This is a genomic window from Streptomyces sp. NRRL WC-3605 (assembly GCF_001509795.1).
Taxonomy (GTDB): Bacteria; Actinomycetota; Actinomycetes; order Streptomycetales; family Streptomycetaceae; genus Streptomyces; species Streptomyces viridochromogenes.
Genome location: NZ_LLZN01000090.1, coordinates 1 through 23,757, shown reverse-complemented (window position 1 = coordinate 23,757; position 23,757 = coordinate 1). Strand labels below are relative to the sequence as shown.

Genomic DNA, 23,757 nt, shown 5'->3' with positions numbered 1-23,757 from the left:
TTATCTTGGGTGTCTGAGTTTCTTCAGGCACGTGAGGTAAGTGGGGTAGTTCTGCACTTGCCTTAACAGTATCCGAGGGGTGTCAGGCAAATTGGCTATCTCTGCTTTCCTCTTGCGGCACTTCCGAGCCGAACGCGCCATATCTGGTGACGGGTCTACCTACTGGGTCGTCGTCAACGAGGCATTCGAGCTGCACATTGAGGCGTGTGCCTACCTTGCAGGGCTCAGGAACGATGACCGGGCCTACAACACTCAGCGGACGTACGCAGGCCGAATCGCCCTGTACCTGTCGTACTGCATGGAGAACGCGGTGGACTGGACGCGTCCGAGCCTGGCTCAGCTGATGGCGATGATGCGTTGGTTGGTGGACGAGCCGTTGCCGCCTAAGGGGCGTCGGCCCCGTGCTGAGCCGCGCTTCCGGGAGAAGGGCACTGCAAACGCGATCATGGGCACGATCGGTGAGTTCCTTTCATGGTCATCGCTCCAGGGGTGGGTGCCGTCGACGGTGGTGAGTCAGCTCCTGCAGCCGAAGTTCCTGCACTACACCCCGCCGGGATTTGATCCGGGCGAGGACGGCCAGCACCGTACGGTCCAGGAACGGCGGATCAAGTACCGCGTATCGGTGCCGGGTTACGAGTGGCTTTCGGACGATGAGATCCACAAGCTCGTCCAGGTCACCACGCACGCACGTGACCGGTTCCTCGTGTCGTTGCTGGCAGTCACCGGAATGCGTATCGGCGAGGGGTTGGGGCTACGGCGTGAGGACATGCACTTCCTGCCTGACTCAACGTCGCTGGGCTGCCGGGTCGGAGGACCGCACGTGCATGTGCGGCGCCGTCTGAACAGCAACAACGCCTACGCCAAGTCGCGTTACCCGCGCTGGATTCCGGTGGAGGCCGAGACGGTGGCCCTGTACTCCGACTACCGCTACGAGCGTGACGCCGTACCGGAGGCGGCCGGCGGCGACATGGTGTTTGTGAACCTTTTCAGGGCCCCGCTCGGGGAGCCGATGAAGTACCCCAGCACGTATGAGCTGTTCAAGCGGCTCGCCAGCCGTGCGGGGTTCCGCGCCCGGCCGCACATGCTGCGGCACTCGGCGATCACACGGTGGGTCCGCTCCGGGGTAGCCCGCGACGTGGCCCAGGACATGGCCGGGCACCTCTCGCCGCAGTCTATGGACCCCTACACCCACGCGACAGACCAGGACAAGCGCGAGGCCGTCAAGCTGGTGGCCGCCAAGAGGAAGGAAGCCCGCGGGTGACGGCGACGGGGAATGTCGTGCCGCTGCACCAGCCCCGGCTCCCGGCCGGACAGACAGCGGACGGTGCCGCACCGAAGGTGCTAGCGGAGTGGACCAGGTGGCTGCGTGAGCGAGTCGATCCCGCCTGGCGGCCAGCTGAATGGGACGGCGACGCCCACCTGTTCAGCGGCGACGTGGACAATCCGGGCACGGCCGTCTACCGGTGCGATGTGGCTGCCTGCGACGCGCTCACCCGCGTCCGGCGGGGGCTGTGCGCCACCTGCGAGAAGACCCACCGCGGCGGCAATCTGGGGCTAAAGGAGTTCAAGGCTCTGTACGTGCCGGACCGCAACCGGGTGATCTCGGGTGAGCGGGCCGGATGCCGGATTCAGGGATGTCCGCGGGACTCGGTTTTGTGGGGTCTGTGCAACGCGCACGGCTCGCTGCGGCAAAAGGATCTGCAACGCGATCCCGGCTCCCAGCTGGGGGCGTGGATCGTGAAGCAGTCGCCGTATCCACCGTCGCCAGCGTGCCGGGTGGCGGGCTGCCGCTACGACGCGCGGGCTACCTGGGGGCTGTGTGCCATGCACCAGAGCCGTTGGAAGAAGGTCATGGCAACCGTGCGCGGGAGCCGTCCCGAGCCGTCGGCCGTGTGGCTGGACCGGCAGGCGCCGTTCTTGAACGTCCACCAGTTCTCCCTGGCGCCGCTCGCCCCGGTGGCCCGTCTGGAGATGCTGTACGCGCTGCAACAGCGCGATATTCGCGGCCAGAAGATCGACCCTGTGGCCGTGCGCCAGGCCGTCTCGCACCTTGCGGAGCGGGTCGAGTCCATCGCCACGGCGGCGGCCGGGCAGTTGCCGAGCGGGACGCAGGCGAACGTGGATGCGTTGGTACGGGAGACGCGCCGTATTCTGCGCTCCTCGTTCGACCGCTTCGAGGGCGTCGACCCAACCAGCCGGGACGTACTGGACCTGTCCGAGCTCGGCGTACGGGGGCTGCGCGGGGGTACCACTCAGCGCCCCGGCGGCCTGGACGTTTCCGAGATCCGTCAGCCCTGGCTGCGGCAGATGCTGGTCACTTTCATCGCCGAGACAAAGCCGAACACGACCGAGGCAAGGCGAGGGCTGCGGGTGTGCCGAGCTGCCTCCCGTGCCCTGGACATGCGCCCCGGCGGCGGCATGGACGCCGCAGCTCTGAACTTCGCCGACATGAACGCCGTGGTCGACACCTTCCGCCAGCTGCCCAAGCTGGACGGCGGGGCCATGTCGAGCAAGCAGCGCGGTGCTCTGCTCTCCTGCTTCTTCAAGGTCCTCGACTACAACCGGGCCGCAGGCCACCTGGACGGCATGTCCGCGAGTTTCACACGGCACTCCAGCCATACCGTCAAGCAGGAAGAGGTCAACGAGGACGACACCGGCAAGGCCCTGCCCGAATCCGTCATCGACCAACTCGACAGTTTCGCAGAATTGTTGGGGCGAGACATCTCGCACGGCAAGATGACCCCTGAGCAGGTGGCCGCGTTGGCCCGCGCCGTGTACGAACTGCTGCGGGACACCGGACGGCGCCCCTACGAAATCGCCGAACTGCGGGCCAACTGCCTGGAATACGCCGACGGTGAGTGGCTGCTGATCTGGGACAACCGCAAGGGCCGCCGCCTGAACCGACGCCTGGAGATCACCCCCGAAACCGTCGAGACGATCCGCGCCTGGCTGGCCGTACGCGACACGCTCGACCTGCCCACCGGCAGCGAGCCGTTCCTGTTCCCGCCAGCCGGGGAAAACGGGATCATCCGGCATCTGGGGTCCGAACAGATCTCGACCGTGATCCGCAAGTGGGCCGACAGCGTCCCCGTGTTGCTGTCCGAGGAGTTCGGCAAGGACGGCAAGCGGGTGGCGTTCGACCGCAGCCTGGTCTACCCGTACGCCTTCAGGCACTCCTTCTGCCAGCGGTACGCGGACGCCGGAGTGCCCATCGAAGTGCTGCGGGAGCTGATGGATCACAAGTCGATGCAGACCACTCAGCGCTACTACAAGATCAGTCAGAAGCGGAAGCGGGAGGCGGTCAACGTGATGCGCCTGCACACCGTGGACCGCAAGGGCCAGGCCGCTCCGATGGCCTCGGCCACCGCGTATGAGGCCCGCTCGGTGGCGGTGCCGTTCGGCAACTGTACCGAACCCTCCAACGTCAAGGCAGGCGGAAAGGCATGTCCGATCCGCTTCCAGTGCGCCGCCTGCCCCTCGTACCGGCCGGACCCGTCCTATCTGCCTGCCATCGAGGAACACGTCCGCTCGCTAAAGGCCGATAAGGAGATGGCGGTCATGATGGAGGCGGACGAGTTCGTGGTGAAGAACCTGGACGATCAGATCTCGGCATTCAAGGGAACTGCCGAGACGATGCGGAAGTTGGTGGAAGCCATGAGCCAGGATGAGCGCGAGGAAGTCGAGCAGGCGTCGGCGGTCCTGCGCAAGGTGCGAGCCGCTCAAGGCCGCAGTGCCGTGTCGCTGCCCACGCCCACCTTCCCCAACCAGCGCGGCGGGAGCACGGCATGAGCCAGGCCAAGCGCACTCCCGGCGACGTCCTGCGCGAGACCCGCAAAAGGGACAGCCAGGCCAAGCGGGCCAAGGTGCTGGCTACCGTGGACGCGATGAAGGCCAAGGGCGACCCGATCACGTTCCTCGCCGTCGCCCGCGCCGCCGGCGTCTCCAACTGGCTCGTCTACGCCGAAGGGGTCCGCGAGCACATCGAGGCTGCTATGAAAGGCCAGGCCAAGGCCGATCGCCGTACCCGGCAGGCCGGGAAGGACGCCTCCGCGGCGAGCCTGGCCACCGACCTGGCCCTGCTCCGCGACGAGAACAAGGCCCTGCGGGAAGAGCGGGACAGTCTCAAGAAGGCCGTCCAGCGCTCGCTGGGCGCCCAACTGGACCAGGTCGGGGCCAAGGAGCTGACTGCCCGCGTCAACCAGTTGCTGGCGGAGGCGGAGCGACTCGCCCTGGAGCGCGACGAGATACGTGCCGAACGAGACGAACTGAAGCGCAGGCTCACTGATACCGAGGACGATCTCGCCGCCGCCCGCGCAGCGGGCAAGCGAATGCTCAAACAGATCAACCGCGTCTGAAAAGGCGGCAGGACGCCGCATGGCCCGGCGGCTGTCGCCGCCGGGCCATGCCAGGTACTCGCATCAGGCCGAGGCAGCGGACTCATGCGAGGTCAAATCTGCGATCTGGGCCTCCAGGTCAGCGATCCGCTGGGCCTGGCGCCGGATGGTCCCCTGAGCGCTGACGACCTTGCTGCCCAGGCCCTCCACGCCGCTGACGGTCTTGATGCAGCCCTCGGCAGCGTCGGCCATCTGCCCGAATGCCTCGGGCTCGATACTGTTCGGATTGTTGGCCTCGAACGTGCAGGCCCGGTGCATGTCGCCCATGTAGGCCACGGCCTTGCGGCAGGCGAGCAGGGCGTCCCGGGCGCCGAACTCGTCGCCGTGGCCGGACTTGTGGAAGCGGGTCACCCGCGCCCCCCGCCGCAGCGGGTCGCGGGATGGCATGAACTGTTCCAGGCGGTGGCCGAGCACATGTGCGGCGGCACGGGCCCTCGGCACCGCGCGCCGCAGACGGCTGCCGTCGGGGATTCCGATACCACCGGCGATATCCTCGTAGGACAGCTCTCGGCCAGCGTTGTGGCCCAGCCACAGCAGCACGTCGATCGCGTCCTGCTCAGCCTGGGATGGGGTACTGCTGTCGCGCTTGGGGCTCATCCCAGCTTCTTCTCGCTTTCGTCCAAGAACGCCTGCAATGCGTCGTCGTTCAGCGCGGTGTAGCGGCTTGCCGCAAGATCGCGGATGAACGCCATGGCCGCCTGCGAGGCATCGCACAGTTCGGCAATCGCCCGGCTCCGGTCGCCGGTGAATTGCACCTGGTTGCGTTGCAGCAGCGACAGCGCCCGCAGCGTGCCCAGGCGGACCTCGGTCATCTCGGTGAAGACCTGCAAGGCCACGTCGGGTTCGGACTGCTCCCGCGACGTGGCACGGACAGCCCGCTCGACTTCCACGGCTTCCGCATCCCGTGCCCGGTAGTCCTCGTGTACTTCGCCTGCGTCGAACTCGCAGTCGCTTTCCTCGGCCGTCTGGCGGGCTGCGGCACGGTCTTCGAGGTCCGCTCGCGCCTCGCGACGCTCGAACTCCTCAATGGCCTCCTTGGCGGCGGCTCGGGCGGTGGGATCGGCCAGGATCGCCGTCTTCAGGGCCTTCGGCTGCTGGGCGACATAGACCGGGGAGCCCGGCTTGAGCCCGGCCCGTTCCGCCTCCTGCTCAATGGCCTGCCGCCGCTCACCCGCATTCATCCGGGCCTCATAGCTGCGGTAGTAGCCGCGCTCGCCGAAGAACGGCCGTTCCTCCTCGTCCGGCAGATCAACATGGACGCCCGGCGTAAGGTCGTGCAACGGCGGCACGATGCCGTCCGCAGCTGCACGCTTCCACGCCTCGTGGAAGGCCATGACTCGCTTGTGGCTGGTGTGCGACCGGCGGGCGAACTCTCGGGCACTGATGCGCCGGAAAACGGTTCGGTCGAACCGTTTCGTGGACTCTTGATCGAATCCGACGCCATGCCCCCCATCGGGCTCGACTCGGCGGGCGATCAAGAGCGCTCGCGCCCACCCGCCCTTGCGGTCGTGGGTGGCGAACTCCTCGATATCGGCGTTGAGACGGTCTTCGCCGTCGTCTGCTACCGGTTCCATCACACGGTCACCAGGTCCCGGGCCTTGACACGGTCAGCGTCGGCGGCAGCTCCATGACCGCCGATCCTGACCTTGATCCACGTCGCGAGGACTTCCAATGTGCCGAGCACTTCCGCACACGCGGCACGCTGTTCGCCGGTGAAGGCCACAGCGGCGGACGGCGGGTACCGGTTCATGAACGCGGTGGCCTGGTCACGCAGCCGCACCAGGTCCCGCGCCAGGGCGTGGGCCTTGTCGGGCTTGCCCCCGCCGCACTCGGGGCCGCGGTTCTCACGATCCCTGCGGCGCTTGTCGTCCATGGCCCGCTTGATGGCATCGTGGACCTTGACGTCCTCCTCCACCAGGTCGCGCAGGACCTTGTCGCGTTCCGCGGGCGGCAGGGCGCTCAGGTACTCGGCCACCGACATGTCGCTGGCTGGGTTGAGCAGGTCCTGCAAGGCCGGCCCCATGCCCAAAGCACGGCGGTACTGGGTCACACTGACGCGGCCGGCACCGGCCGCGCGTGCATCTTCCAGCAGAAGGCGGAGCGTGCTGTAGCCCTCGTCGTACGGCTTGCCGGACGGCGCCAAGCGAGCCCCTTCGCGGAGCGCGCTATAGCTGACGTGGACGCCGCTGCCGGCCACAAGCTGCCGCACGGGCGGGGTGCACATACGGGCGGTATGACGGTACTGGCGGGCTGTGCGCGGGTTCAGGCTGATCTCGTCGCAGTACCGATCGAAGGCGCTGTCGTGGCCCGAGGCTGTGACGGATAGCAGCTTGTCGCCGATCACCAGCCGGTTCTCACGGCCGTCGTCCATCAGCCGACGACCCTCGCGCACATCCTGGTCTGTGTAGCTCATACGGATTCCTCATTGAACCGACGGGATGAGCGCACAGAGTAATTGAGCGGATGCTTACCGTTTGATCTCCCAAGATGCCTTATGGGAACCCGCGTTGACGCACACTGCCTCTGAACAGCGCGGTTGCGGCGCCAAATCAGGGCGGAGCTATACCCGTGTCAGTGACGGAGAGGAGACTGCTGACCTGGCCCCGGCTGCCCGACCGTCCGGGGATTCTCAGAGCGCCCTTTGCCATTGAGCGCCTTCCTCGAAGCGGGCAGCGGGAACCCGCGCCGATGACGCGGGCCCTGTCTGTTCCTTCTACTCGTCGTCAGAAGTCGTCTGGTTGTTTCTGGAGACCGCACGGTTTCGGGCCTTACGCACCGTCCAGGCGCCGATAGTGAAGACGAGGGTGGCGCAGAGGCTGCCAAGGAACTCGGGCAGAGCCTCGGAGAACAGGCCGATCACGAAGACGCTCCTTCAGTGCGCGAACTTCCGCACTGACGGGGCGGCTTTCCGCAACGGACATCGACCGCTCCAGCGATCTTGCGATCACCAGACGGTTCACCCGCTCGGATTGGCTAGGGCGGGTCAGCACGTTGCGTGCTCTCCGGCGGTCACGAACCGCCTGCCGGACGGGATTCCGAATGAGAGCTGAAGGAAGACTCCCACGACGGAGGCCCCAAGATAGGTGCCTCTCAACGAATCGGGGTGTGGCCCGCGTCACTCATGCCTGGCGCTGAAGCACCAGCCGATTGACAGGCCTTGACCAGACCGGCTGGCGCCAGCAGCGTCACTCATCGTTGTGCACCGAGGGAACCGACAACGGCATGATGACAACGCGAGACCGGCAGCGTCCGCAGCCGGCGGGAGAGGGGACTCGAAGGACATGCCTCTGGATCTGAGCAGGCTGGGCAAGGGCGATCGTGCACCCCTCATCCGCCCACGCGACATCTTCAATGGACTACCGAACCGCCCCTTCCCATACCTCCGTCAGGAACAGGGCGAGGTACTCGAATCATGGTTCGAGATCCGAGACAACCATGACATCGTGATCAAGCAGAACACGGGAGGCGGCAAGACGGTCGTCGGCCTGCTGATCGCGCAGAGCACCTTGAACGAGGACATTGGCAAGGCCGTCTATCTCACACCCGACAACTACCTGGCGACCCAGGCCCGAGCCGAGGCCCACCGGCTGGGACTGGCGACGGCCAACGACCCGGACGACATGGAGTTCCGCGCCGAACGGGCAATCCTGATCACCACCTTCCATACCCTCATCAACGGCCGGTCCCGCTTCGGAGTGATCGGCGGATCACACCCTCCCATGGATCTGGGCACCGTGATCGTTGACGACGCCCACGCCGCGCTGGCAGCCACAGAGGCTCAGTTCACGCTCAACATCGCCCGCGGGCACGACGCCTACCAGCCGCTCCTGGATATGTTCGAGGGCGACTTGCGCCGACAGTCTGCGAAGGCATGGGCAGACATCAGTACAGCGGAGTACACGGCGGCCATCCGTGTCCCGTTCTGGGCCTGGGCGGACCGGGCCCAGGACGTCATGGAGTTGTTGCACCCACACCGGGAAAGCAACGATAAGTTCCGGTTCGCGTGGCCCCTGATCGCGGACGTCCTCCCGCTGTGTTCCGCGACCGCGACCAGTCAGGGCTTCGAGATCCGTCCGCCATGCCCACCGATCCACATGATCCCGTCGTTCGCGAAAGCCCGCCGCCGCGTCTACCTCACTGCCACTCTCGCAGACGACAGTGTGCTCGTGACCTCGCTCGATGCCGACCCCGAACTCCTGGTCAAACCCGTCACTCCAGGAAGCGCGGCGGACCTCGGCGACCGGCTGATCCTTTCTCCGCTGGCGCTCAACCCGAACCTCGACGCCGGGGCCATCAGATGGCTTGCCCGGCAATTCGCCAACGGCGATCGGAATGGCGACGGTGCCCCCGACTCAGAGCCGATCAACGTCGTCGTCATCGTGCCCAGTGGGCCGGCAGCGGAGCCGTGGAAGCCATTCGCAGACGCAGTACTCAGAGTCAACGACCTCGCAGCCGGCGTGGAATCCCTCAAGTCCACACGCGGCCGCCTCGTGGTCTTGATCAACAAATACGACGGGGTCGACCTGCCCGGCGACGCCTGCCGCCTCCTGATCCTCGACGGCGTCCCCACCCCGATGAGCGGCGCCGACCGCCGCGAAGCGGATGCCCTGACCGGCAGCCCGACCGTCACAGCACGTGAGATCCAGAGGATCGAGCAGGGCATGGGGCGAGGAGTGCGTGATCGGGATGACCACTGTGCAGTTCTCCTTCTCGGAGCCAACCTCGCCAGAGCCACGACGGAGCCTAACCGCCTGTCGATGTTCTCCAACGCCACCCAGGCCCAGCTTGGGCTCAGCCAGGAACTGGCTCTCCAGATCAGAGGTGAGGGAATCGACTCGATTCGGGAGGCTCTCTCCGTCTTCCTCAGCCGGGATCCGGCCTGGGTTGAGGAGAGTCGGCGTCGCACGGCCACGGTCCGCTACGCCGAGTACACGAGAATCCGCCCCGAGGCCGTCGCGAGTCGGCAGGCATTCGACCTGGCCGTCGTTGGCCAGACCAGCAACGCAGCTGAACGTTTTGTGCAGGTGATCAACCAGACGGATGATGCAGCCTTGCGGGGATGGCTGATGGAGCAGCGGGCTGGATACGTCCACTTCACCGACTCGCACCGGGCTCAGCAGGTGCTCGTGAACGCCGCGGGACTCAACCACGCGGTGTTGCGACCTGCTGCTGGCATCGCCCCCGCCAAGGCCAAGGCCGGGGCGGTTCAAGCCCGAGAAGCAGCCGCGTTCTTGACCGCAACGTACGACAATCCAACCCAGCTCGTCCTCGGAGTCAAGGCCATGCTGGAGGACATCGCCTGGGATGAGGAGCGTACAAATCAGGCCGAAGCTGCGTGGCAACAGCTGGGACGACACCTTGGGTTCGCCAGCAGCCGCCCCGACAAGGAGAGCGGCGGCGAGGGTCCAGACAACCTCTGGATCCTCAGTCCGACTCGGCACGCCGTCACAGAACTCAAGACGGGCTGCACCACCAACACCATCTCGAAGCACGATCTGAACCAGCTAGGCGGCAGCGTCCGATGGGATCGCAGCGAGTATCCGGAAGCCAGTCCGCTGCCGGTCATGCTCCACCCCAGCAATATTTGCGACTCGCTGGGCACTCCGGAGCCGGGCATGGTCGTCATCACGCCAGACAAGCTCGACGCTCTCAAAGCCGCCGTAACCAAGTACACGGTTGCTCTGGCCGACGGTCTGGGTCTGTGGCGTGACGAGGCCAGTGTTGCTACCCATCTCGTGGCAAACCGCCTGAACGGAGATCAACTTTTCAATACTTACGCCAGCTCGGCACGTAAGGTCTGAATCGATCTCAACCGGTAAACGCCTTGGGGCCGCCGGCCTATGGTCGGCGGCCCCAAGTAGCGAGCTCTCTAGACCACCCTATCCAGCGACTCACATCTGTCTTCTTGGCAAGCTCAAAGAAGGAGAATTGACTGGTTAAGCTCCCCTTCTTGGGATATTGGCAACTTTGGCTAACAGAATCCGCAAATGAGGGCGGTTGGGCTCAACGCCCTCTGTAGATGTCTTCGTCCACTGGCGGTTCGTCGTCGATGTAGTCATGAGGGTTGGCATCCAAGAAGATGCCCCGGGGTAGGTCGCCCAAGTGCACGAGAAGCTTGGTGCCCACTTCGAGGTCGCACGCTGCGCAGTGAAACCTGTGGGGGGCGAGGAAAACCTCCTTCGGGTCGACCGTGAACTGGCCGTCGTTGTGGATGTGGATGGCCTCCACTTCGCCAGCCATCCACCCCTGAGAGCCGCAGGCCGGACACTCCACTGATGCTTCTCGGCCCATGGTGATCATCGGCTTGCTGGTGATTGCGGCCAGAACAACATCACGCTCTTTGGGTGCCATGTGACCGAAGCGCTGCTCGAACAACGAACGGGCCTTGACCAGCAGAGCTTCCGCCGCAACGCGTTCCTGTCGCACCTGTTCATCGACCAGTTTGTCGTGCAGGACCAGGTATGGGCCCCAGTAGCTGTTCGGATCAACTTTCAATTCTTCGAGAACCGGATCTACCAAGCGCAGACAGGCCGTGAACACTGCTTCGGATTGTGCCGAGTCGTGTATCGCGCTGTGGGCAACTCCGTTGCGGGCGTCCGCCAGGGGTTCGAGATCCTCTTTGCTGATCGGGATTTTTCCGGGCAGAAGCTTGACCACCCGCACGTAGGCGTCAACAAGGCCGATGGTCTTGACCTTGGTCAGCGGGCCTGCGTGGGAGCTCAGGCCTGTGGCATGGAGCAACGAGTCGAAGTGCCGACCGTCGACGATCAGAGCTGGATGAATCCCGGCGAGGTATGCCTTGAGTAGGTGCTCCGTAGCGACTCCAGCATGGTGAACGGCGAAGTCGTGGCTCTCGGGGCCCTCGACAAAAGCCGCCAGTGCGGCATTCATCCATCTGTGGGATGAACCCTTCAAATGCTCTGCGTCCATGGCCGAAACGATAGGACCGCTGGGCCGTCGTGCGCTCGGAGTTTCACCAGCGTCCGCTGTGCGGCTCAGTGAAGCTTGGGAGTGGGGTCGGTCGTGGAGTTGTGCGGCGTATCGAGCCCAGTTGCCTCCGGACTGGGGCCAGGCGGTCGCCGTTTCCGGACTGATTCCCAAGAGCTCCGCGAGAACCGCCGCCGGCAGCCGGGGGAGAGAGCTCCATCAGACCCGAAGCGGTTCAGCCGCCGCTCCAGTCGTGGCTGTCGAAGACTCCGAGGAGCGTGGAAGGCTCGGTCTGCAAGCCGCGGGCAAGCTTGATCAAGGTGGTCAAGCTTGGGTTGCGACGTCCGTGCTCGATGTAGACCACTCCGCGGAAGCTCATGCCACTTCTGCTGGCGAGCTCCTCAAGGGTGAGCCCACGAGCCTCACGTAACCGACGCACATGCATGCCGAAGGTGTGGAGTTGAGGATCAGGCGGATCAAGGCGAGGCACGAACTTGACTTGACATCTGCGCCCATTTGACTGCCATGAACAGTTGTGCATAATCGGCGCTGAGCGCTGTGCTTCAGGCTTGTCGAGTCAAGAAGTGGCCGTCGCCGAAGCCAAGTTTCTTGGAGAGGACGCCTCTATGCCGGCCCCGAGGAAGTACCCACCAGAATTGATTGAGCGGGCAGTCCAGATGGTCACTGAGATGAGGCCGACCAGCCCCGGACGCTCCGGCGTCGTGCGACAGGTAGGGGAACTGGTGGGGGTACATCCCGAGGTACTTCGGCACTGGGTTAAAAAAGCCGATGCGGAAGCTGGTCGAAATGTAGAAACTGCCGCGAGTACCAATGCCCGAGTCCGTCAGCTTGAAAAGGAGAACGCTGACCTGCGCCGCCTTAACGGAATCCTCAAGGCGGCTGCCGTCTTGTTCGCGGCGGAACTCGAACCTAGACAGTGAACAGCTGTACCGTTCTCAGCGCCGTACATGAGCCCCGATGTGCTGTCGGCTACTTGTCTCACGTATCAGAAGCGCAATAGCTGTACCGCTAAGGAGATTGCGTAGGGCATTAAAGGCTTCCTTGCTGCAGCGCTGGCGCTGCAGATCGCGGAATCGACGGGATCACGGGAGGAAGCCAGGGCGACCGTCGGCGGCGGTGAAATTGTAGGTGGTGGCCTCGGAGAGGACGCCGAGGGGTGGATCGCCGTTCTCGATGATCACAGCTTGGCCGGGGAAGGCGAGCATGTCCTCGTAGAAGCGATCCACGACAGTGGATGTGATGCGCACGTCGGGTAGGTCGGGGTCTTGTGGGGTGTTCTTCACGGGCTGGCGGTAGGTGACCACGGGGGAGTCAAGGACGACGAAGCCGAGATGCGGGAGGTCTTGTTCGATGCAGAAGCGGGCCAGGGAGGTAGTGAAGGCCGAATGCAGGACGGATCGCACGCCCTTGCCACGACCGGCGCGAGGGCGGCCCCCGGCCCGGATCTCGGCGTTGTACTGGTCGTACCCGGAGTTGTCGACTGCTGGTACTTCCCAGCTGCTCAGGGTCCGTTGGAGGACCGAGTCGAAGTTGTTGACGACCCGAGCGGCGATGTACTGCGCAGGCCGGCTAGCGGGCACCGCTCCCTCTCCGTCGAGGCGGGAGCGCTTGTCCTCAAGTTCCGCGATCCGCGCATGCAGTTCCAGTGCCCGCTCGACTGCTGATCGTGCGTCCAGCAGTTCTTGAAGGCCCTCCCGGAGCGGTGCGAGCTGGCCCTCGGCTTCGGCGATGAGTTCGTCCAGCGTCTCCAGGTCGTCCTTGACGGCCTGCCAGGTCTGGGTGATTTCCTCTTGTTCGCGGGCGAGGTCGGCGATGGTCGGCAGGAGGTCGGTGAGCAGGGCGGTCGTCTTCGCGGCCTCCGCCTGCACCGCAATGTGGAGCTGAGTGGCCTCCTGCTGGCTGTGGTCGGGGTGCTGGTGCTCGGGATCTGCTCCGCAAAAGACGCACGTTCCGACGCGGAAGTAGCCGAGGATGCTGCCGGCCTCGTTGACCATGACCAACCGCTCAAGATCGGAGCGGTACTGGTCTTCCAGCAGGCTAAACCGTCCAAGCAGGTCGCTGACCTCGGCCAGCCGCTCGTCTAGCCCAGCGAGACGGCGAGCGTGCGTCATGCGCTCGCGTACCGCTTCGCGGTGACCTTCGTTGGCCGCGTGCAGGGCGATGTTTTGCGCGTTGATCGCGGTTTTGACCCGCGCGAGGCGGTCCCTGAGGTCGCGCTCAGACTCGTTCGACTCAAGCTTCGCGGACAAGTCGAGCACGAGCTGGTCCAGGAGGTTGATCTGTCCCCTGTTCACACGCCGCTGCCCCGCGTTGGGCCCGGTGTCGATGGAAGGGTCTCCCTCCCCGGTCAGGAGGAAGCGCATGACCGACGTCTCCGCGGTGCGGGTGCTGGCGGTGCCGGTGCGTAGGACCGGGGAGGGCATGGCGATCATGCGGTCCTCTGTAACCACGGACAGGTGCACCAGGTCGGTCAGCGCCAGGGAGCGGGTGCCACCGGCTTCGTTCTTGCGGATGAGGACCTCATCTAGACCCATAGCGCGCATCAGGTGGATCGAGAGGCTGTTCTTGCTGCGGGCGTTGTGCACCGAGTTCACGATGGCGTCCGCGGGGCGGTGGACCAGGTCGCGGAGGTCCTCGCGATGCAGATGCGTGGAGTTGGTGCCGGGGCGCCGGACGAGAGTCAGCGGGCTGCCGTCGGGCAGGAGCAGCCCGAGCAGAATCTGGGTGTATCCCTCGGCTTCCGGGACCATGGTCAGCTTGGCGCCGCCGAGCATGTACTCGACCGACCTGACGATGAAGGTCTTCCCCGTGTCGGAGGCACCGTAGATGGTGGTCAGCTCGGGGCCGAAGACGATTTGCGCTGATGGCTTGCCCGAGCCGGCGTAAGTGAGGTGGACCAGCTGGAGACTACCCACGAGGGCCCTCGAACGGGCGGGAGGTCATGGGGGCGGGGGGAGTCGTTAGCAGGGACTGGGTGGTGGCGCGTACATCGATGTCCGGGGCCCATTGATGGACGGCCCACTCGGCGCGCTCGCGGAGCCGCAGCACGTACGGGGCTTCAAGAACGTCCACGAAGGCCGGGCCGCGTTCCGTGGCCCGGTAGACCAGGCCAGTCCCGTCAGCTTCGAGTTCGGCCAGGCCGGCGCGGATGAGCACCAGAAGGGCCTGTTCAAGGACCGTGCGCTTCAGGCCGAGCTCTCCCGAGCGAGCTGGCAGATCCGGGTGCAGGCTTGGCGGTCCGTCGAACTCTCCGCTGTGTAGCGCGGCATGGTCTAAGAGCGCGAGCTGGGACAGGTCCAAAGCATCGGGATGGCTCTCCGAGAGCAGCACCAGTGCCCGCACGCCGATCTCCAGTGGGCTGTTCAGCGGCTTCATGTCCCTTCTCCCTCACACCACGTGAGCTCGTTCTCGTTCGCCAGGTGATGACATACCCCGGTACGGTCCAGAGTTCTCACGTGCTGAGCGAAAACCGTCTGCGTCAGCCCGGCACTGATCGCTTGCGAGGTGACGGCCTGTAGGCGCTTCCACCCCGTGGGGTGGTCATCCCTTGCCACGTCGACCACGGCGTCGTATATGTCCTTGACGATGGCCTCGAAATGACCTTCAGGGTAGGCCTCCTCCCCGAAGCGGCGCAGAGATTCGGCGCTGAAGAACGCCTCACGCTGGTGGCGCAAGTGCGGGCCAGCCGTGGGATGCTGCGCAATCTGGGTAACGGTGCTGGCATCACTGGGCCAGCGCTCGGCGTAGACCTGGACGAGCTGCTGCACGTAGCGGGCCTCGCGCGGCTCCGGCTTCTCGGGCGGTTCCATGACGGCCGGGCGGGGCGGGGACTCCGGTGGGAATCGCTTCACCCAGAAGTCAGTAGTTTTGTGCTGTTCAAGCATCTTCTTCATGTTGACGGTCTGGAAGATCTCGAACGACGTGTCCGCAGCCAACTCCTCGACCTCGCGCCTCAACCGCGGGCCCAGGTCTGTGATGACCTTGTCCGTAGTTTCGCGCAGCGCCTCCACGAAGTCCTTGCGGGTACCGACCGGGCGTTGCAGGGCCTGTTGCAGGCTGGGGCCGATGGACGGGGCGACGAAGGTGTATTGCTCCGGCACGATGAACTGACCGGTGACCACGCCCGCGAACATCTTCCGAATCTCGCCCGCGGCGGTGCTCCAAGCCAGCGTTCCCTTGTAGCGCTTGCACTGGTAGTTGTGCCAGGGACCTTCCAGGCCCTGGCGAGTGAGGAATGCGGCCACGTCGATGCCGTGGTCGCCAGCACCTCCTTGGCGCTCCACCCTCACGTACAGGCTGTCCAGCGCGGGCACCCACTCCTCGACGAACTTCTCGAACTCGTCGGGATCGTAGGTGAAGACGATCTTCTCAGGCGACGGCATGGCCGGAAACTGCATGGCCGTTGGATAGTTGAGGATGAGCGAAGAACCACCTGCCTGGCTACCTGCCCCCCGCTGGCCATGACTCGGATCCAACATCTCCCCCTGAATGCCGCCGCCACTTCCCGCCGGTGGACCCACTAGAGGTATCACTGGCAGGTCGTTCACGAAAAGACCACAGCCGAGCGAATAGGAGCCAGCCGGTGTGCCCAGCGGACAGACACACGTGTCGGGTGTGGACCGATGATTCGTCGGCTGGCCGGCTCCGCGCCGGACGGTCAGCCGTCCGGCAGCGAGGTCGACGTCTTTGCGCAGAATCGTGGTTCCGGCAAGTACGTGGACGGCGACCAGGATGACGATCAACCGTTCGCAGCGGGTGCTGGCGTGATCGAGGCTGCCTGAGCGTGAAGGCCCCCCAGACGCGCAGTGAGGGGCCTTCGCTGTCTCCTCTTGGTCCTATCGCCGAGCGGTCCTGCGCCAGGCAGGTCGTCGGGGCCCGCCGAGCGTGGGGAGCCGCTTGTTGTCGAGCGGGCGCAGGACTGCTCCGATCCGACCCTCGATCCTGCGCACGAGGTCCTCCTCGGTGTCCGCTACCAGCGGGACCACCATCAGGCGGGTCCACTGTGCGGCGCGTCCGGACAGTACGTGTTCCCGGACGCGGTCACCGACCGATCCGTGGCGGATCGCGCTTCCGGTGTAGCGGATGATGTTCTCGAAGTCGGCGGCGATGTAGACGCCCGTCGAGAATTCGCTCCAGGCCCCATCCTCTGTGATCTGCAGGATCGTCGAGGCGACGGGGAGGCGTCGCAGCAGTGCGGGTCCGGCAAGATCGCACGCGGTGTTGTAGTTCTCTGGGGTGAGAGTGCACGTGAAGCCCTTCATCGGGCGTCACCGCTCTCGTCCAGGTCGGCCCGCATCCGGTCGGCTCGGCGGCGTGCGCCTCGCCATTCCGAGACGAGGTCAGTGATCTCGACGAGCGTGTTCCGCACGTTGGAGTTGTCGTACCCCAACGTGTCCACCAGCGCCACGCCATCCTTGCCGGTCACGTCGCCGACCTTCTGGGCCGCGGTGAGCAGGTCGTCAAGGCGTTTCTGGAACTCCTTGAGCGCCGCCGCGAATCGGTCCTCGGGGCTGGCGTGCGTGATGCCTTCCCCCTCGGACAGGTCGGCGAGTTCGCGGAGCCGCACGGGGGTGAGGGTGTCGGCGCCCGCAATTCGCTTGTCCTCCGGCGTGGTGCCCTTGGCCAGCTCCTGCGGGTCCCGTCCAGCCCGACCGTCCAGAACGATCTGGCACAGCTGCCGCAGGCCGACGTCGGTCTTGGCCAGCTGCCGCATGATCTGCTGGGGCTCGGTGTTGCTGCCGCGGCTGCCGAACTCGGAACGGGTCAGCAGCTGAGTGCGGCCCCCGACGAGGTGGTAGCTAGCCAGCGTGGCGAGCTCGGCGATGGCCGGGCCAGCGGCGTCTCCAGCCTGTACGAGTTCGCGGAGCGCTTCGGGCAGCAGGTCGAGCGGGTCGCTGCAGGTCAGCTCGACGCCACGCAGCACCGACCAGCGCCAGGCCCGGTCGAGCGATGAGCGCAGGGCGGTGAGCCGCTTATCCGCAGGGAAGCCCCGCAGGGCGACCTCGGCGGCCAGCTGGGTGCGCTCCTCCAGCTTGGGCTTCGCGCCGGTGAGGTCGACGATCGCCTCGTTGACCGCGCGGGCCTGGCGCTTGTTCGGATGAGGGTTGAGTGCCCCGCATGCCAGGACGGCGACCTGGTCGGCGAGAAGGCCGTGCTCGCGGTCCGAGCCATCGAGAATGTCACGGACCCTTTCCGCGGTCATCCCGCTGGGGACGGGGAGCAGACCGCGTTCGTAGAGGTTGTCCACTGCGGCGTTCGCCTTGGCGTTCAGCGTGGTCGCGGTGGAGAAGTTCATGGGGGGCGCCATGTGCAGGTGCGCCACGAACCGCCGACGAGCCCGGTCGAACCCTCGCGGGGCCGAGAAGCCAATGATCACCCGGGCGTTGGGCATGATCGAGCAGCGGACCTTGCGGGCCTGCTCGTCCGTGACCATGTCGCTTCCAGCCCACTCGACAAGGTCTCGGAGCAGGTTGGTCGCGCGACGGCCGCCGGGACGCAGGTTCCACGCAACGTCCTTGAACGTGATGCCGAGGCCATTGTGGCTGGCCACGATACGGCCGAAGCCATCCGTGGACTCCAGCCTGGTCACGGCGCCCACGTCCGTGGTAACCCGGAGGGCGCTCAGCCATCCCGGTGTCTCGATACCGCGGTCGAGGATGGAGCCGACGTGCGGGTTGTTGTCCACCATGTCGGTGATCCGCGGGGCCATCGCGTCGATCAGCTTGTCGGCCGAGTCCATCTCGAAGGTGAGCAGCGCCTCACCCTCGACGGCCCTGAACCGAGGCATGCCGATCGTGCCGCGAGCGTGCTCGTCCTCGAACCGGATGTTGTCCGGCGACGGCAGGACGCGCCAGGTCACGACATCGAACTCGATGTACGTGAACTCCTCGGAGCCGAAACGCTGCACCTTCGGTGAGCGCAGGGCCCGGCGAAGTTGCTGCTGGTCGGCAGCGGCGGCGGTCAGCGTCTCGGCTAGCTCGGGGCTCAGCCCGGCCGCGATACCGGCGGCGACGCTTTTGTCGATCACTGCCTGAGAGGCGGGCGGCCGCAGACGTGCGCCAATGCGTCGGTGATCAACGATGTCGGACTCGGTGGAGAAGGGGAGCTGCGGCTCGCCGGCCGACGCGGCTACGTGGGGCACGGGGGTCTTCCTAGGTCTCTCGACCTGCTCACCGATTTGGTTAGCAGAGGGCGAGGGCTTGGACCTGACTCGGCACCGTGCCCCCACCTGCCCTCCCGGCCGGGTGGCCGTCCAGGGTTGTGGCGCACATCGCCCAATTCACAGTTCCTTCAGGACACTCGTCGATCAATGACGGGTGGAGCCTTGGTGCGACCGGGCCCCTTTGAGAGCAACGGTCGTACTGGGCAGGCGAACTGACGATGATGCAGCTAGCCGGGAAAGGTAGCACAACGGTGCGTCAGGCCGAGCCGATGCCGCAGCCTGCGGCAGGTCCACCGCGGACCCTGTGGCGAGCGGATCGGTAGCCCGTCGACCCGGTTCGGCTGCCAAGTTGCCCATGCCCTCGTTTTCGCTGAGCGCACCGCTATCGACCGCCCGCTGCTGGACGGGGGTGAGTCGTGTCCCGGCCATCACCGAGGTCTCCGCTGCGTACAGCGGTAGCTCATCGAGCCGCCGTCCGGCCTGGAGCATCACTGCGGACACCACGTCGGTGGGCCGGGGCACCACTGCACCGGACACCAGCCGGTGCGCCTGGTCGAGCATGCAGTCTTCCACGTTGACCCGGTCGCAGAGCCAGCAGCCGGCGAACGGGTTCCAGATGAGCACGTGCGTGCCGCTGAAGCCGATACAGAGCGCCGCCTCAGGGCTGTCACGTAGCGCTCAGGACCCGCTTGTAGATCCGGCATGCGGTTCGAGCGCGGTCACCACCGCCCGTAGGTAGGCGAGGGCAGGCCATCGGGCAGCGAGAGGTTGTCCATGGTCCTCGTGGTGCCGAGCAGGACCGGTCCTCACTCCCTGACACGCCGTTCAGCGGGCCGACATCCGCCACGATCAATCTCACCGGGATTCCCTGAACGCCAGTATCAGAGTCCCAAGGAACAGTGTTAGGCGGGGGCTTCGCACTTCCGACAGCCCGAAACGTTCTTCAGCATTTGCGACTTGATCAGGCGTCAGTTCAAACCCGGCAGCCCGTCAGAACTGTCTCGCGGAACGCGCCAGTTTAGAGAGGCCTTCCGCGAACGGCGACAAACTTGCTGATTGTAGCGTTTGACGAAAGGAGTGATGGCGGGTGACCCTAGAGACAGGGCCGCTTGTCGACGCGGCTAGCGCCGGGGCTGGCACACATTGTCTATCGGATATCCCGTATGCGATATCAACTTCGGTAGTTTCGCGATTTGGGGACTTACAATGCATGGTTCCGATGCCGCTACCGCACCCACTAGCATTGAGGATCGTCGTGTAACAGTGGCGGGCGATCCCGTTGTGGAGTGGGTTATTGCGCGCGAGGATGGTCGAGGCCAAGGAAGTAACGCGCTCAGTAAGCGGCAGCGCCGCGAGCAAGTTGTGATAGCCGACGAAGTCTATGCCGGTGAACGCCTCCTGCACGAACTCATCAGCCACGTGACGACGAATCAGTTTTCCCTGACACCGCGGAATTGGCTCTCGGCCTGGGATGACAGTGAGCTCACGCGCCTTCATCACTACTATGCCACCTTGCTGAAGTACCCCTTGAAGTCAGACCCATCGTTCAAGGATTGGGAATCAAAGGGGTTGAAACAGCGTTGGCGTGTTGCCGAGTACCTTGGGGCACACCGAATTACTGCCCAAGAATCGGCACCCGAGACCAACGACACCGGGGCACAAATAATAGTTATCGGCGACACAGAAGGTGATGGCGGAAACCCCAAGAATATATGGCCTAGAGAAGTGCGTGCGGCTGTGCCTGGTGCCCGGGCAGGAGGACGGCACGATGGACCCCGACGAACTGCGCCTGCGCGTAGCGGCCAGCGGTTTCCTGCGCGGCAAGCTACGCGCGCCAGGCGGCAGTCGGCCCGGAGCCATCGTGCTGGCCACGGTGGGCAACACGATGCACGGCGGTTACGACGACGTCCGCGAGGTACGCGATGCCGGAACCGTGTACGTCCACGCGGACGCCGCCCTGGGAGGTCTGGTGGCGCCCCACGCCCCCTCCCGGCCGCGCTGGTCGTTTGCGGATGGCGCCGACTCCATATCCGTCTCTGGCCACAAAGTACTCGGGCTTCCCGTGCCGGCCGGAGTCTTCCTCGCCCGACGCTATCTCGTCGCGGAGCCGTCCGATGCTGACGTGCAGGAATACATACGTGCGACCGACCGGACCCTGGGGTGCTCCCGGTCGGGCCTGGCTGTGCTCTTGATGTGGGCCGCGCTGCGGCAACTGGGCCACGACGGGATGCGCGAGCGCATCCGACGGTGCCTGGAGGTGGCTGAGTACGCCACGCAGCAGTTGGAGAAGGCAGGGACCAACCCGCATCGCCCCACGGACTCGTTGACCGTGTCCTTCGCCCGCCCCTCGTCCGAGGTCGTCGAGCGCTGGCACCTGGCGTGCGAAGGTGACCGCGCGCATCTGATTGCCGTCGCGCACGTGGACCATGCAGCAGTCGACGCCCTGTGCGCCGACCTCGCGAGCCAGTCCCAGCCCTGACCCCCACAAGCCGCCGTCGCCCTGTACGGCAACTACTCACGCCCACTGTCAGTGCCTCGCCGTAGCCTGATCTCCATCTGCGAAGTACGCACGGAGGAACTGGCTTGCCCCGCGATGTTCATGCCACGCGACGCCCCCTGTTGCTCACTGAGGCGGAGGTGGACGAGTTTCGGAAACTCTGCCTCCCGCCCGACGGCAACGGGTGCATCAAGTGGGCCGGAGATCTCATCAAGGGCGGTTGGGGTCGCTACAAGGTGGCTGCCCGGCGCCATGTTGTACCTGCTCACCACGTTGCCTGGCTGGTTGCTTTCGGAGAGCTTCCAGCCGATCCGGACCTGGTCATCGACCACACGTGCCAGGTACGGGACTGCGTGAATGTCGAGCACCTGGAGTGGGTCACCCCGCTGGAGAACTACCGCCGTATCGATCTACGACGGAGGGTCTGCCGGCGCGGCCACGACTGGCACAACCAGATCGCTTACTTCCGATTCAATTCGCAGGTGCGCATCTGCTTCACCTGTGAGGCTGAAGGCCCGCCGATGAGAAAGCCGAGTACACGACGGAAGCCCCGCAAGGCCGACCTGGCGCGAATCTGCCCTCGCGGACACGACGTCACCGGTGATAACGGGTACGACCTCCCCGGCCTCCCAGGGAAGCGCGGCTGCCACACGTGCACAAGGGCCGTGCGATCCGCCGCGTAGCATGGCGCGGCTCGCGAAATCGGTATCCGAGACTGCTATTGCCTGCCAGTTGTTGAGCGAGCCCGGCCTCGGGGAACAACGGAACAGCCATCAGCGCTAAGGCCGTGATCTTGGTCGCTCCGCCCCAGACGTCAAGTTGGGAGATCGCCTTCCGCTGGCCACGCCGGCAGGGCGCCGCGGTGAGGTTCGCGGTAGTGGAGTTCTCGAAGGCCCCGGATCCGGGCAGCTGCCTCGGTAAGGGCGTCTTCCGGCGGCCACATCCGGAAACCGTGGAAGCGTTCGGCGATCCGGTCCGACTTGTTCAGCAGGCGCCTCTCGCGGGTGACGAACCCGAACCCTCCGTACCGGATGGCTGTGGAGACGTGCATGGCGTCACGGATGTGGTTGTCCCGAGCGGTCGTCCGGTCCACGTTCGGGAACAGGATGGCGAACACCTCGTGCAGGCGGGTGTGGTCCTCCTCAGTGCCCCAGACGGAGGAGTCCCAGCGGGATTGGCCCCAGACCATGGGCCCGAGCGCCTCCGGGTAGCCGGCGCTGGCCTCGGTGAGCTGTGCCCACTTCTCAGTGGGCGCGTCGGCGAGTTCCGTGTCCATGGCGTCGGTCCGCTGAAGGTTGATCCATCCCTCGTCACGGAGGCGCCTCAAGCACACGCTTGCCTCGTCCGCGGCGTCGATGATGTGGGTGTCGATGAACAGCAGGAGCGCCGTGAGGTTGTGGGGCTTCGGGGCGGTGGCCATGTGCAGCACGGTATCCCCACGGGTTCCTACGGGAACGCGCCTTCTTCAGCGTCAGCGGGCAGCGCTCACAACTACTGGCCACGGAGCTGCTCGTTCGGGTGGCGCTGGGCCTGGAGACGTTCGCGGAGGTCGGTCTCTTCGGGGGTGAGCGGGTCCTCGGGGCGACGGATGCGTACGGGCTTGGGTCGGAGCGGCAGGCCGTCGTCCACTGCAGCGTCCTCGGCCTCAGCGAGCGCCCGGTAGAGCGAGGCGACCGACGGGTTCTTTCCTGCGTTCTTGCCCGTCTTGATGGTCAGCTTCTTCGCGATCTCGGGGACGGGGACGCCCTTCGCTTTCAACGCGAGGGCGAAGGTGAGCGAGTCGTCGTCGATGACCTTCGGCCGTCCGCCGTGGTTGCCCTTGGAAGCGGCGATGACCTGCCCTTCGAGGGTCTTCTCCCGGATGTAGTTGCGCTCGATCTGCCCGGCGACTGCGAGGACCGCGAAGAACATGGCGCCCATGCCGTTGGGGTCGTAGATGCCCGTGAGCGGGCCTGTGAGGAGTTCGAGCTGGATGCCGTCGGCCTGGAGCTCGGCGGACAGCGTCATCAGCTCGGCGGCGTTGCGGGCCAGGCGCTTGAGCTCGTGCACCGTGAAGATGACCGGCGTCTCGGGCGCGGCCTCCTTAAACTGGTGGGCCAGCGCGAGCGCTTTCGCCAGCTCGGGCCGCACTTTCACCCGGGTGCTGATCTGCTCCTGGAAGACCTTGTGGCACTCCGCCCGGTGGAGGGCTTCGAGCTGGCTCGCCAGCTCCTGGCGGGCCGTCGACGTACGCGCGTACCCGATTCTCACCGGCCGTTCGGTGCGGGGCGCGGGCACGACGTTTAGCGCCGGACCCTGCTTCCACGCGCGGCCTGGGCCGCGGTCGGCGGGGACCAGAACTTCGAGTTCCTCGCGCAGCGCGGGCACGAGGACGAAACGCGGGGTGTGGTACTTCGCCGCCGTCTTCCCACCTCTCGTACGACAGGCGCTGCCGGCAGGCGCGTCACAGTTCGGGCAGTCGTAGCGTTCTACCGCCAATGCGGCCTGATCGGGCGTCACGTCCACAGCGGCAGTCTCTCAGAACCCCGTCGCACAACGTGCAGGTTTTGAGGGGACTTCTGCGAGTGGTCACCTGCGGAAACAGATCGCGTTCCGGGACTCTCGCAGAACTCTCACAGATGGTCATTTCTGAGAAGGTGCGGGCCACCTCTGGAAAGCGGATAAAAACTTGCATCATCCGACACTGATCCAGTGTGCCGCGTTTACACGCTGCCGGCCTTCCTCCGCCAGTCGGCGATGTGCCCCCGGGTAGTGAG

Annotated in this window: 22 protein-coding genes and 1 pseudogene; 8 read left to right on the top strand and 15 right to left on the bottom strand. The window is 65.5% G+C overall.

Annotated features, from left to right (window positions below; translation table 11 throughout):
• The first annotated feature begins 310 nt into the window (after nt 1-310).
• The 3 genes from ADL34_RS28690 to ADL34_RS28680 are packed head-to-tail and all read left to right on the top strand — an operon-like array spanning nt 311 to nt 4,355.
• Nucleotides 311-1,261 (top strand): tyrosine-type recombinase/integrase, encoded by a 951-nt coding sequence (locus tag ADL34_RS28690; protein ID WP_234375128.1) that lies wholly within the window; start codon nt 311-313, stop codon nt 1,259-1,261.
• Nucleotides 1,258-3,789, top strand: a complete 2,532-nt coding sequence (locus ADL34_RS28685; RefSeq protein WP_062673918.1) for a tyrosine-type recombinase/integrase — start codon at nt 1,258-1,260, stop codon at nt 3,787-3,789. Before ADL34_RS28690 ends, ADL34_RS28685 begins: the two co-directional genes overlap by 4 nt.
• Complete coding sequence (locus tag ADL34_RS28680) at nt 3,786-4,355, top strand: DUF6262 family protein (protein WP_062673916.1); 570 nt, start codon at nt 3,786-3,788, stop codon at nt 4,353-4,355. Before ADL34_RS28685 ends, ADL34_RS28680 begins: the two co-directional genes overlap by 4 nt.
• Before the next feature lie 63 nt (nt 4,356-4,418).
• Here the strand turns inward: ADL34_RS28680 and ADL34_RS28675 are convergent, their stop codons facing one another.
• From ADL34_RS28675 to ADL34_RS36235, 4 genes are all read right to left on the bottom strand, one after another.
• Entirely contained in the window at nt 4,419-4,991 is a 573-nt protein-coding gene (locus tag ADL34_RS28675; RefSeq protein ID WP_062673914.1) for a hypothetical protein, read from the bottom strand.
• Nucleotides 4,988-5,968, bottom strand: coding sequence for a hypothetical protein (locus ADL34_RS28670; RefSeq protein WP_062673920.1), 981 nt, complete (start codon nt 5,966-5,968; stop codon nt 4,988-4,990). Before ADL34_RS28670 ends, ADL34_RS28675 begins: the two co-directional genes overlap by 4 nt.
• Nucleotides 5,968-6,807 carry a hypothetical protein gene (locus tag ADL34_RS28665; protein WP_062673912.1) on the bottom strand — a complete coding sequence of 280 codons (840 nt, stop codon included), beginning with the start codon at nt 6,805-6,807 and terminating at the stop codon, nt 5,968-5,970. Before ADL34_RS28665 ends, ADL34_RS28670 begins: the two co-directional genes overlap by 1 nt.
• Nucleotides 6,808-7,107: 300 nt before the next feature.
• Complete coding sequence (locus tag ADL34_RS36235; protein ID WP_159038995.1) at nt 7,108-7,254, bottom strand: hypothetical protein; 147 nt, start codon at nt 7,252-7,254, stop codon at nt 7,108-7,110.
• A 421-nt stretch (nt 7,255-7,675) separates the two neighbouring features.
• Here ADL34_RS36235 and ADL34_RS28660 point away from each other — a divergent pair, with 421 nt between their 5' ends.
• Nucleotides 7,676-10,195 carry a DEAD/DEAH box helicase gene (locus ADL34_RS28660; protein WP_062673910.1) on the top strand — a complete coding sequence of 840 codons (2,520 nt, stop codon included), beginning with the start codon at nt 7,676-7,678 and terminating at the stop codon, nt 10,193-10,195.
• A 202-nt stretch (nt 10,196-10,397) separates the two neighbouring features.
• On the opposite strand, the gene ADL34_RS28655 is transcribed toward ADL34_RS28660, so the two are convergent.
• Together ADL34_RS28655 and ADL34_RS28650 are read right to left on the bottom strand one after the other, a co-directional pair.
• Nucleotides 10,398-11,324 (bottom strand): hypothetical protein, encoded by a 927-nt coding sequence (locus tag ADL34_RS28655; RefSeq protein WP_234375127.1) that lies wholly within the window; start codon nt 11,322-11,324, stop codon nt 10,398-10,400.
• 232 nt (nt 11,325-11,556) lie between these two features.
• Complete coding sequence (locus ADL34_RS28650; protein WP_062673907.1) at nt 11,557-11,766, bottom strand: helix-turn-helix domain-containing protein; 210 nt, start codon at nt 11,764-11,766, stop codon at nt 11,557-11,559.
• Nucleotides 11,767-11,947: 181 nt separating this feature from the next.
• Between ADL34_RS28650 and ADL34_RS37290 the strand changes: the two genes are divergently transcribed.
• Nucleotides 11,948-12,262, top strand: a complete 315-nt coding sequence (locus tag ADL34_RS37290) for a transposase (protein WP_079034460.1) — start codon at nt 11,948-11,950, stop codon at nt 12,260-12,262.
• A 162-nt stretch (nt 12,263-12,424) separates the two neighbouring features.
• On the opposite strand, the gene ADL34_RS28645 is transcribed toward ADL34_RS37290, so the two are convergent.
• The 3 genes from ADL34_RS28645 to ADL34_RS28635 are packed head-to-tail and all read right to left on the bottom strand — an operon-like array spanning nt 12,425 to nt 15,739.
• Complete coding sequence (locus tag ADL34_RS28645; protein WP_062673905.1) at nt 12,425-14,257, bottom strand: coiled-coil domain-containing protein; 1,833 nt, start codon at nt 14,255-14,257, stop codon at nt 12,425-12,427.
• Nucleotides 14,250-14,717 (bottom strand): ABC-three component system middle component 2, encoded by a 468-nt coding sequence (locus ADL34_RS28640; RefSeq protein WP_062673903.1) that lies wholly within the window; start codon nt 14,715-14,717, stop codon nt 14,250-14,252. The genes ADL34_RS28645 and ADL34_RS28640 overlap by 8 nt, the downstream gene beginning before the upstream one ends.
• The gene (locus tag ADL34_RS28635; RefSeq protein WP_062673901.1) at nt 14,714-15,739 is read right to left on the bottom strand and encodes an ABC-three component system protein; all 1,026 of its coding nucleotides are present in this window, start codon (nt 15,737-15,739) and stop codon (nt 14,714-14,716) included. Before ADL34_RS28635 ends, ADL34_RS28640 begins: the two co-directional genes overlap by 4 nt.
• Before the next feature lie 225 nt (nt 15,740-15,964).
• On the opposite strand from ADL34_RS28635, the gene ADL34_RS36230 reads away from it, so the two are divergent.
• The gene (locus ADL34_RS36230) at nt 15,965-16,123 is read left to right on the top strand and encodes a hypothetical protein (RefSeq protein WP_159038993.1); all 159 of its coding nucleotides are present in this window, start codon (nt 15,965-15,967) and stop codon (nt 16,121-16,123) included.
• A gap of 54 nt (nt 16,124-16,177) precedes the next feature.
• Here the strand turns inward: ADL34_RS36230 and ADL34_RS28630 are convergent, their stop codons facing one another.
• The 3 genes from ADL34_RS28630 to ADL34_RS36225 all read right to left on the bottom strand — a co-directional run bounded on the left by ADL34_RS28630 (nt 16,178) and on the right by ADL34_RS36225 (nt 19,128).
• Nucleotides 16,178-16,603, bottom strand: coding sequence for a hypothetical protein (locus ADL34_RS28630; RefSeq protein ID WP_062673899.1), 426 nt, complete (start codon nt 16,601-16,603; stop codon nt 16,178-16,180).
• A complete protein-coding gene (locus tag ADL34_RS28625; RefSeq protein WP_159038992.1) occupies nt 16,600-18,483 on the bottom strand; it encodes a hypothetical protein in 1,884 nt (627 codons plus the stop codon). Before ADL34_RS28625 ends, ADL34_RS28630 begins: the two co-directional genes overlap by 4 nt.
• A gap of 165 nt (nt 18,484-18,648) precedes the next feature.
• The gene (locus ADL34_RS36225; RefSeq protein ID WP_159038991.1) at nt 18,649-19,128 is read right to left on the bottom strand and encodes a hypothetical protein; all 480 of its coding nucleotides are present in this window, start codon (nt 19,126-19,128) and stop codon (nt 18,649-18,651) included.
• Between the two features lie 1,066 nt (nt 19,129-20,194).
• Here ADL34_RS36225 and ADL34_RS28620 point away from each other — a divergent pair.
• Nucleotides 20,195-20,983 (top strand): pyridoxal-dependent decarboxylase, encoded by a 789-nt coding sequence (locus ADL34_RS28620; RefSeq protein ID WP_079034459.1) that lies wholly within the window; start codon nt 20,195-20,197, stop codon nt 20,981-20,983.
• A gap of 158 nt (nt 20,984-21,141) precedes the next feature.
• Nucleotides 21,142-21,684, top strand: coding sequence for an HNH endonuclease signature motif containing protein (locus ADL34_RS37285; RefSeq protein ID WP_159038990.1), 543 nt, complete (start codon nt 21,142-21,144; stop codon nt 21,682-21,684).
• Nucleotides 21,685-21,815: 131 nt separating this feature from the next.
• Here the strand turns inward: ADL34_RS37285 and ADL34_RS28615 are convergent, their stop codons facing one another.
• From ADL34_RS28615 to ADL34_RS37280, 3 genes and pseudogenes are all read right to left on the bottom strand, one after another.
• Nucleotides 21,816-22,421: a hypothetical protein gene (locus ADL34_RS28615; RefSeq protein ID WP_159038989.1), complete on the bottom strand. Its 606-nt coding sequence runs from the start codon at nt 22,419-22,421 to the stop codon at nt 21,816-21,818.
• A gap of 71 nt (nt 22,422-22,492) precedes the next feature.
• The gene (locus ADL34_RS28610; protein ID WP_234375126.1) at nt 22,493-23,251 is read right to left on the bottom strand and encodes a recombinase family protein; all 759 of its coding nucleotides are present in this window, start codon (nt 23,249-23,251) and stop codon (nt 22,493-22,495) included.
• A gap of 102 nt (nt 23,252-23,353) precedes the next feature.
• Nucleotides 23,354-23,500, bottom strand: a pseudogene (locus ADL34_RS37280) (zinc finger domain-containing protein); the annotation flags it as partial.
• Between the last annotated feature and the right edge of the window lie 257 nt (nt 23,501-23,757).